The following is an 8,029-nucleotide window of genomic DNA, read 5'->3' as shown; positions in this document are numbered from 1 at the left end:
CACCTGATCCCATCCCGAACTCAGCAGTGAAACGATGCATCGCCGATGGTAGTGTGGGGTTTCCCCATGTGAGAGTAGGTCATCGTCAAGATTCAAACCCAAAGCCCCTGTCTGCGATGCAGACAGGGGCTTTGTCTTTTCCGGGTTTCAATATCGGTCAGAACTGATAGCTGACCGTTGCGCTGACGTTGCGCTCTTCACCCATGTAGCAGTAGTTCAGGCTGGCACAGGAAGTGATGTAGCTTTCGTTGGTAAGGTTGTTGGCGTTAAGGCGTACATCCATGCCCTTGAGGCCTACTTTGCCCAGGTCATAGCCGATGGATGCGTCGAACAGGGTGTAGGAAGGCACCTTCATGCTGTTTTCCGCATCCACCCAGCTATACCCTACATAGCGCACACCACCGCCCAGCCGCAGGCCATCCAAGGGCCCCTGGTGGATGTTGTAGTCAGCCCACAGCGAGAACATCTGCTTCGGCGCCTGGGTTGGCGAATTACCCTTGTTATCGACGCTGCCCGACACCAGGCTTGGCATCGACCTGGAATATTCGATATCAGTAAAGGTATAGCCTCCCAACAGCTTGAGGCTGTCGGTCAGCTGAACATGGGCTTCCAGCTCCAGCCCTTGCGAGCGTACTTCACCTACTGGCCGATAGAAGTTTTCGTCAGGCTGCTTTGAGGCCAGGTTTTCCTGTTCGATGCGGAACACCGATGCAGTGAACAGGTTGTCGCTACCCGGTGGCTGATACTTTATGCCCGCTTCCCATTGAGTACCCTCGGTCGGTGCCAGCGGGCGACCTTCCTGGTCGGACACGGTATTGGGGTTGAACGACTCCGAGTAGCTGACATAGGGCGCAATGCCGTTCTCGAACAGGTAGAGCACCCCGGCCCGGGTTGTGAATCTGGAGCGCTGATCACTGACCTTGGTATCGCTGTCGCGATTCTCCTCGGACACCTTCACCCAGTCCTGGCGAAGCCCCAGGGAGAAGCGCCACTGCTCCAGCTCCACCAGGTCCTGCAGATAGACACCCGTTTGCTGCAAGCGCCGCTGGTAGCGGTTTTCGCCCAGGACCTGAAGGTTGCCATTGCCATACTGCGGGTTGCCGGCATCCAGCGGATCGACCGATCCATACCGCCAGGCGACGTCCGCTTTGCGCCGCTGGTAGTCGGTGCCCAGCAGCAGGGTGTGTTTGGCAGCCCCAGTGAAAAACTCCGCCTGCAGCATGTTGTCGATGATGTACGAATGCAGGCGTTCGTCGCCGCCGGTATAGGCGCGGTTGAGAATGTTACTGTCGGCATCCGCCCAACCGGCAGAATACACCTGGTCCATGGAGACATCGGAGTCCTGGTAGCGGAAGTTCTGCCGCGCGGTGAACACATCGTTGAAGCGGTGCTCGAACTGGTAGCTGAAGGACTGCTGTGTGCGCTCGTAGTTGTCGATGCCCGGTTCACCCTCGAAGAAATGGTCTGACAGGCGCAAGCCGTTGCGCTTGTGCAGCATGCCGTCTGCGGGGTTGCCGCCGTGGTACCCACCATTAGGGTCATGCTGCAGATACGCCTGCAGCGTGAGCGAGGTGTCTTCTGTGAAGTCGATGCTGATCGCCGGCGCAATGGCGTAGCGTTCTTCCTTGTTGTGGTCGAACTGAGTGTCGGAAGCATCCGCCAGGCCGGTCAGGCGATAGGCGATGCGCTTGTCGTCATCCACAGGCCCGCTGAAATCAAAACCCATTCCACGCTGGCCTTGGGTGCCGACCGTGGCCTGAACCTGATGGTAGGGCGTAAACAGCGGCTTTTTCGTGGTCAGGGCCACCAGGCCACCCGGTGAGCTTCGCCCATACAGTACCGAAGACGGCCCTTTGAGAATGTCGATGCGCTCAAGGAAGTACGGGTCCACCTGCATGGTGCTGTAGGTGCCGTTGTCGCCCATCGACTTCAGTCCATCGACGTAGATGTTGTCCACCGAGCCATCATTGAAGCCGCGCATGGCCACATAGTCGTAGCGATGGGTGGCACCGTAAGGGTTGGTCAGTACCCCAGGTGTGTAGCGCATGGCCTGGGCAACGGTCTGTGAGCCCTGATCATCCATCTGCTGGCGGGTCACCACCGAGACCGATTGGGATGTCTCAACCAATGGCATGCTGGTCTTGGTCGCCACCTGGCTGTGTGTGGCGTTGTATCCCTCCATGCTGCCCAATGCATTGCCAAGGGTGAAGCTACGGATATCGGTATCTGGCAATGACAGCGCAGCCTCCTGAGCCTGTGCTTGCAGCACATAGCTACGTCCGTCTTGACTGACGGCCTCAAGCCCGCTGCCGTTGAGCAGTTGGCGCAGCGCCTGATCGTTGGCGTACTGCCCCTGCAGGCCGTTGGAACGCAGGCCGTCGGTGAGCTGAGGCGTACTTGAAAGGGTAATGCCGGCCTGGCGGGCGAACTGATTGAGCACGTCGGCCAGTTGGCCGCCCGGGATTGCATAGTGATGACTCACTTGGGCGGTTTGCGCCGCTACGGAAAGTTGCGGGGTAGCTGCCAGGCCCAAGGCGGTACCAAACAGGGCCGCGCGGATGGCTTGGCGTAGGCACACTGATTGCACGGCAGGTCGAAAATCGGTTGATTGGAACACCGGGTTGATAGACATGAAAGGTCCGTTGAAGTGTTGAGGGCAGAAGGGGTCGCTTACAGTCCTAGCCGGACCGGGATTCAAAACCCGCCAGAAAAAGGCGCAAGGCCTTATCAGGTCATGCTCTCCACACGCACCCACCAGCGTGTTCGCTGACGCAGCCGCACGGGCAGTGTCTGTGGCAGCAGATGAAGCAGTTGCTCCGGATCTTCGAGGCGGAATACCCCTGACAAGCGCAGGTCGGCTATATCGTCGCTGCAGCTCAGGTAACCATGGCGGTAACGGCTGACCTGCCTGAGGAAGTCGCGAAGGCGCATGTCCTGAGTAACGATCAGCCCTTCAGCCCAGGCCATCGCGTCCATATCCACGTGCGCGAGCCGGTGCGCACCTTGAGCATCCAGGCGCCAGTTCTGGCCACTTTCGATCCACTGCTGTTGGCCATTGCCAGGCCGGTGTATGGCCACCTTTCCGTGGCTGACGCTGACACGTGTGCAGTCGCCGTCCTGGTAGGCGACAAAGCGTCCTTCGAAGCCTTCCAGCAGCGCGTCGCGTGTTTGTACCAGTACAGAGTGCTGCGAATGGCAGGTAATCATCAGCTCCCCGTGCTTCAGGCGGACCAGGCGCTGCTGGCCACTGAAGGCCAGGTCCACGGCACTGTGGGTATTGAGTTGCATCAGTGAACCGTCGGGGAGCGCCAAGGTGCGTCGCTCACCCTTGCCGGTGGCGTAGTCCGAAGCCCAGGCACTGACGACATCCAGGTCGTTGGCCAGCCATGTCGCCGATCCCGCGATGACAACACCGCCAAGCAGCTTCAGCGCCTGCCGACGGTGCAAGCGCTGCTGGCTGGTTTCCAGGGTTTGCAGAGCCAGCCCGGCACCGGGAATGGCGCGCAGGTCGAGGTCCTGCTGCAGGTGGGTCACCCGTTGCCAGGCCTGTTCGTGTTCGTGCCGGGCACTGCGCCATTGCGTGCACTGTTGTTGCAGTGCCGGGTCATGGCCGCTTTCTCGAAGCCGTAGCATCCACTGGATGGCCTGCTTGACCACTTTTGCATCAGGGCGGGCGGCGGCCATCGACTCAGCACTCGTCTTCGTAGCGCAGCATGTAGCAGTGGTAGAGCGCATCGGCAATGTAGCGCTCTACCGTGCGCACGGAGATGCCCATCTGCTCGGCTATGGCCTGGTGTTTCAGCCCTTCGCACTGGGCCAGCAGGAATGCGCGGCGCACTTTGGGTTTGAGGCCGTCGAGCATAAGGGAAATACGCTCAAGCAACTCCAGCAACAACTCGCGTGTTTCGGCCGAGGGGGCCTGTGCCTCCGGCACGTGGGCCAACGCCTCCAGGTAGGCCTTGTGCAGTTCCTCGCGGCGCCAGTGATCGATCACCAGCCCACGCGCTACCGTGCGCAGGAAGGCCCTGGGGGTGTGCAACTGCAGGCTTTCACGGCGTTGCAGTAAGCGGACGAATGTGTCCTGAGCCAGGTCGGCAGCATCAGCGGCATTGCCGAGCTTGCTGCGCAACCAGTTATGCAACCAGCCGTGGTGGTCACTGTAGAGCGTTTGCACGCAGTCGTTGCTGGGCATGGAGGAGGGCGCCGGCATCAATGGACATGAATGATAATTAGTCTCATTGTTGGCGGGGCAGAATCAATTTGCAACCCATCAGCTTGCGCAGTGCGCAAAGCCCGTAACGAACTATCGCAGCAACTGCGTATCCAGGTAATTACGGATCACCCGTGCCCCGCTGTTGAGATGCTGTTCCAGCACCGCTATCGCCTCGTCAACCAGCTTGTCGCTGGCCGCATTCACCAGCGCGTTGTGATCGTCCTGGGTGAGCTTGCCCAGCCCCATGGAAGACAGATGGAAGCGCAAAAAGCGCTCTTCCTCGTTCAGCTCGTTCTCGATCAGGCGCAGCAGCTTCTTGTTGGGTGCCTTGCTGTACAGCGACATGTGGAACAGCCGGTTCAGACGGCCGATTTCGGCGTGTCGGGTTTCGTTCTCCAGTTGCTGGATATAGCCACGGGCGCTGGCGAGGTCGCTGGCATCAAGCAGAGGGATGGACTGACGCAGCGCCTCGCTCTCAAGCAGTATGCGCAGGGCATAGGTATCCACCGCATCCTCGCCGATCAATGGCGCAACCACAGCACCTTTGTGCATCTCCACGTTCAGCAACGATTGCGCTTCAAGCTGGCGCAAGGCTTCGCGCACGGGCATGCGGCTCACGCCAAACAAGGTAGCAAGCTCTTGTTGGCGCACGGCGGTACCTGGGGGCAGGCGGCCATCGAGAATGGCGCTGCGCAGGCGCTCTTCGATCACGGTACGGGCCTGGTGCGGCGACAGCTGCTCGCTGGCCAGCACATTGCTCAATTTGATTTTCTCGGCCACGCGACGACTGCCTCAACGATGACTAAAGTTGGATCCAATGACACTAGTAACAGCCCATGGGGGTGTCAAACCTGAGTCCTGACTGGAACGGACGCCCCAAAAGCGCGGCTATGGTGGATTAAGTCGCCAGTCAAAGGAAGCGGCCTATAGAAGGTTATAAACAGAAAGTGTAGGCGGGCTGACAGGCGGATGCATGATTGCAGGGTGCCATTGTCTTTTGCCGTGGCAAGCCCCACCATCGCTGCTTTCGACTGGTCTGAACAGGGCTTCGCAGTGGCGATATCCTGGGTGCTGAAAACCGTTGTGCGACGTATCGGCTTTGCCGCGCTGCTGGGCAGTCTACTGCTGGGCGGCTTGCACGCGGATTGGGATTTTTCCCAGATCAGCCGCAAGTCGCAGGCCCTGTATGGCCCATTGGGAGCCGGGCAAGGCCGTATAGATGCCTGGCAGAACTTGATGGCCACGCAAAAGCAAGGTACCGAGCTTGAGCGGTTGCAAGTGGTCAACCGCTTTTTCAACCAGCAATTGCGCTATGTCGAGGACATCGACCTATGGCACGAGGTCGACTACTGGGCCACACCGGTGCAGGCCTTGATCAAAGGTGCCGGGGACTGCGAGGACTACGCCATCGCCAAGTATTTCAGCCTGCGGCGCATGGGCATCCCCAGTGAAAAACTGCGTATCACCTACGTCAAGGCGTTGCGGCAGAACCGGGCACACATGGTCCTGACCTATTATTCCAACCCACAGGCCCAGCCTTTGGTACTCGATAGCCTGATGGACGCCATCAAGCCGGCAAGCCAGCGTACCGACCTGTTGCCGGTGTATGCCTTCAATGGCGAGGGGTTGTGGCTGACGGGGGCTGCGGGCAACAAGAAGGTCGGCGATACCAAGCGGCTCTCACGCTGGCAGGATTTGCTGAAGAAAATGCAGGCCGAAGGGTTCCCGGCCGAGCCTGTTTACTGAAGGAGCACAGATGTCACTGTTCAAACAATTGCTGTTGGCCATTTGCCTGTTCCTGGTGGTCGCCTTCAGTGGCAGTTTCATGGTCAGCCTGGAAAGCTCGCGTAGCCAGTACGTCAACCAGCTGCGTTCGCATGCCCAGGATGCAGCGACCGCGTTGGCCCTGTCGCTGACGCCGAATATCGACGACCCGGCGATGGTCGAGCTGATGGTCAGCTCAATCTTCGACAGTGGTTACTATTCGAGCATCAAGGTCGTCGACCTGGGTTCCAATGCCGTCCTGGTAGAGCGCCACGCCGAGCCGGACCCTGGCGGTGTGCCGCGCTGGTTCGTGCACCTGATCGGCCTTGAGGCCGCTGGCGGTGATGCCATCGTCAGCCGTGGCTGGCAGCAGGCTGCACGCGTAGAAGTCATCAGCCACCCGATGTTCGCAATTGCCAAGCTCTGGCAGAGCGCCCTGGGAAGCCTGGGCTGGTTGCTGCTGTGCGGTGCCGCCAGCGCCGTGCTTGGCGCGTTGCTGTTGCGCCGCCAGTTGCGGCCGCTGGACTACATGGTCGAGCAATCCCACGCCATTGCCCGGCGGGAATTCCTCAGCCTGCCAGAGTTGCCGCGGACGCCGGAGCTGCGCCGTGTGGTGCAGGCAATGAACCAGATGGTCGAGAAACTCAAGGCACTGTTTACTGAACAGGCCGAACGTAGTGAGCGCCTGCGTGCCGAGTCTTACCAGGACAGCCTGACCGGGCTGTCCAACCGCCGCTATTTCGAGATGCAGCTCAATACCCGAGTGAGCAACTTGGAGGACGCCCGCGCAGGCTATCTGCTGCTGTTGCGGGTGCAGGGCCTGGCGGGCCTGAACGCCCGCCTTGGCGGCCAGCGCACCGACCAGCTATTGCAGGCCGTGGGCGAGCAGTTGCGCCGCACCTGTGCCAGCTTCCCGGAAACCAACGACCTGATTTCCCGCAGCCGCGGCGGCGAGTTTGCCGTGCTGGCGCCGGGCATGGTGCATGAAGAAGCGGTAAATCTTGCCCAGGCGCTGGAAGCGACCCTGCAAAGCCTGCACGAGACCGGTGCCAGTGATATCGACCCGGTGGCCTGCATCGGCCTGGCGCCATTCAGCCCGGGGGATGCACCGCAAGCGTTGCTCAAGCTCGCCGACGAGGCGCTGGCCCGTGCCGAGAACCAGCCGACACCAGGCTGGGTGTGCCTTGAGCAAGGCGTGGCTGCTGTTGCGGCGGACAGCCAGCATGACTGGCATGAGCGGCTTGACCAGGCCTTCATCAACGGGCATTTCGAACTGTTCTTCCAGCCTGTGGTGGATTCAGGCACGGCGCAACGGGTGCTACACCACAAAGTGATTTCGCGTTTGCAGGATGGCCAGGGCGAGGCACTGCCGGCGGGCCGCTTCCTGCCATGGCTGGAACGGTTTGGCTGGATGCCACGGCTGGACGTGCTGGTGCTGGAGAAGGTACTGGCGCACCTGCGTGGGCATGATCAGGTATTGGCGCTAAACCTTTCGGCCGCCACGCTGGCCGACCCCAAGGCCTTGCAGCGCGTGTTTGAGCTGTTGAGCCAGAACGCTGCCATGGGGCCGCGCCTGGTATTTGAAATTGGTGAAGAACAGTTGCCCGAGCAGGCCGCCCTGGAGCAGTTGACCCGACGCTTGCACGCACTTGGCTTCGGCCTGGCGCTGCAACGATTTGGCGGGCGCTTCAGCATGATCGGCAACCTGGCGCACCTGGGCCTGGCCTATCTGAAGATTGATGGCAGCTACATCCGCAACATCGACCAAGAGCAGCACAAACGGCTGTTCATCGAGGCAATCCAGCGCGCGGCGCACAGCATTGACCTGCCGCTGATTGCCGAGCGGGTCGAGACCGAAGGGGAGCGGCTGGTGTTGAAGGAAATGGGTGTAGGCGGGATTCAGGGGCAGCTGGTTGGCGAACCTGCGCCCTGGCGCTGACTGGCCTGGCGCGATCTGTTGTAATCGATGGACTCGCCCCCGCCGAGGCATCACAGTGCCACGGTGGCGTTCAAAGAAGCCAACGGCAGCGAGGGCGAGACCATGAAAAAGCA

6 protein-coding genes and 1 rRNA gene are annotated in these 8,029 nt (G+C 60.5%); 3 read left to right on the top strand and 4 right to left on the bottom strand.

What is annotated here, in order from left to right; translation table 11 throughout:
• Positions 1 to 91 (top strand): 5S ribosomal RNA (rrf, locus tag ACIQUI_RS28245); the annotation flags it as partial.
• 66 nt (positions 92 to 157) lie between these two features.
• Here rrf and ACIQUI_RS28240 read toward each other — a convergent pair.
• The 4 genes from ACIQUI_RS28240 to ACIQUI_RS28225 form a co-directional block, all read right to left on the bottom strand.
• Positions 158 to 2,632 (bottom strand): TonB-dependent siderophore receptor, encoded by a 2,475-nt coding sequence (locus tag ACIQUI_RS28240; RefSeq protein WP_403204338.1) that lies wholly within the window; start codon positions 2,630 to 2,632, stop codon positions 158 to 160.
• 95 nt (positions 2,633 to 2,727) lie between these two features.
• The gene (locus tag ACIQUI_RS28235; protein WP_403204336.1) at positions 2,728 to 3,684 is read right to left on the bottom strand and encodes a FecR family protein; all 957 of its coding nucleotides are present in this window, start codon (positions 3,682 to 3,684) and stop codon (positions 2,728 to 2,730) included.
• A 4-nt stretch (positions 3,685 to 3,688) separates the two neighbouring features.
• Entirely contained in the window at positions 3,689 to 4,192 is a 504-nt protein-coding gene (locus ACIQUI_RS28230) for a sigma-70 family RNA polymerase sigma factor (RefSeq protein WP_403204333.1), read from the bottom strand.
• Between the two features lie 111 nt (positions 4,193 to 4,303).
• Positions 4,304 to 4,993, bottom strand: a complete 690-nt coding sequence (locus ACIQUI_RS28225) for a GntR family transcriptional regulator (protein ID WP_403204331.1) — start codon at positions 4,991 to 4,993, stop codon at positions 4,304 to 4,306.
• Positions 4,994 to 5,197: 204 nt separating this feature from the next.
• On the opposite strand from ACIQUI_RS28225, the gene lapG reads away from it, so the two are divergent.
• Both lapG and lapD read left to right on the top strand, forming a co-directional pair.
• Positions 5,198 to 5,959: a cysteine protease LapG gene (gene lapG / locus ACIQUI_RS28220; protein ID WP_403204328.1), complete on the top strand. Its 762-nt coding sequence runs from the start codon at positions 5,198 to 5,200 to the stop codon at positions 5,957 to 5,959.
• A gap of 10 nt (positions 5,960 to 5,969) precedes the next feature.
• Positions 5,970 to 7,916, top strand: a complete 1,947-nt coding sequence (lapD, locus tag ACIQUI_RS28215; RefSeq protein ID WP_403204325.1) for a cyclic di-GMP receptor LapD — start codon at positions 5,970 to 5,972, stop codon at positions 7,914 to 7,916.
• Positions 7,917 to 8,029 lie beyond the last annotated feature (113 nt).

Source organism: Pseudomonas sp. NPDC090592, from assembly GCF_044769185.1.
In the GTDB taxonomy this organism is placed as follows: Bacteria; Pseudomonadota; Gammaproteobacteria; order Pseudomonadales; family Pseudomonadaceae; genus Aquipseudomonas.
The sequence above is the reverse complement of the archived record's forward strand: the minus strand, read 5'-3'. Positions and strand labels throughout refer to the sequence as shown.

Coding starts and splice junctions, on each gene's coding strand:
- ACIQUI_RS28230 (WP_403204333.1), bottom strand. CDS start 4,192: ATGCCCAGCAACGACTGCGTGCAAACGCTCTACAGTGACCACCACGGC.
- ACIQUI_RS28235 (WP_403204336.1), bottom strand. CDS start 3,684: ATGGCCGCCGCCCGCCCTGATGCAAAAGTGGTCAAGCAGGCCATCCAG.
- ACIQUI_RS28240 (WP_403204338.1), bottom strand. CDS start 2,632: ATGTCTATCAACCCGGTGTTCCAATCAACCGATTTTCGACCTGCCGTG.
- lapD (WP_403204325.1), top strand. CDS start 5,970: ATGTCACTGTTCAAACAATTGCTGTTGGCCATTTGCCTGTTCCTGGTG.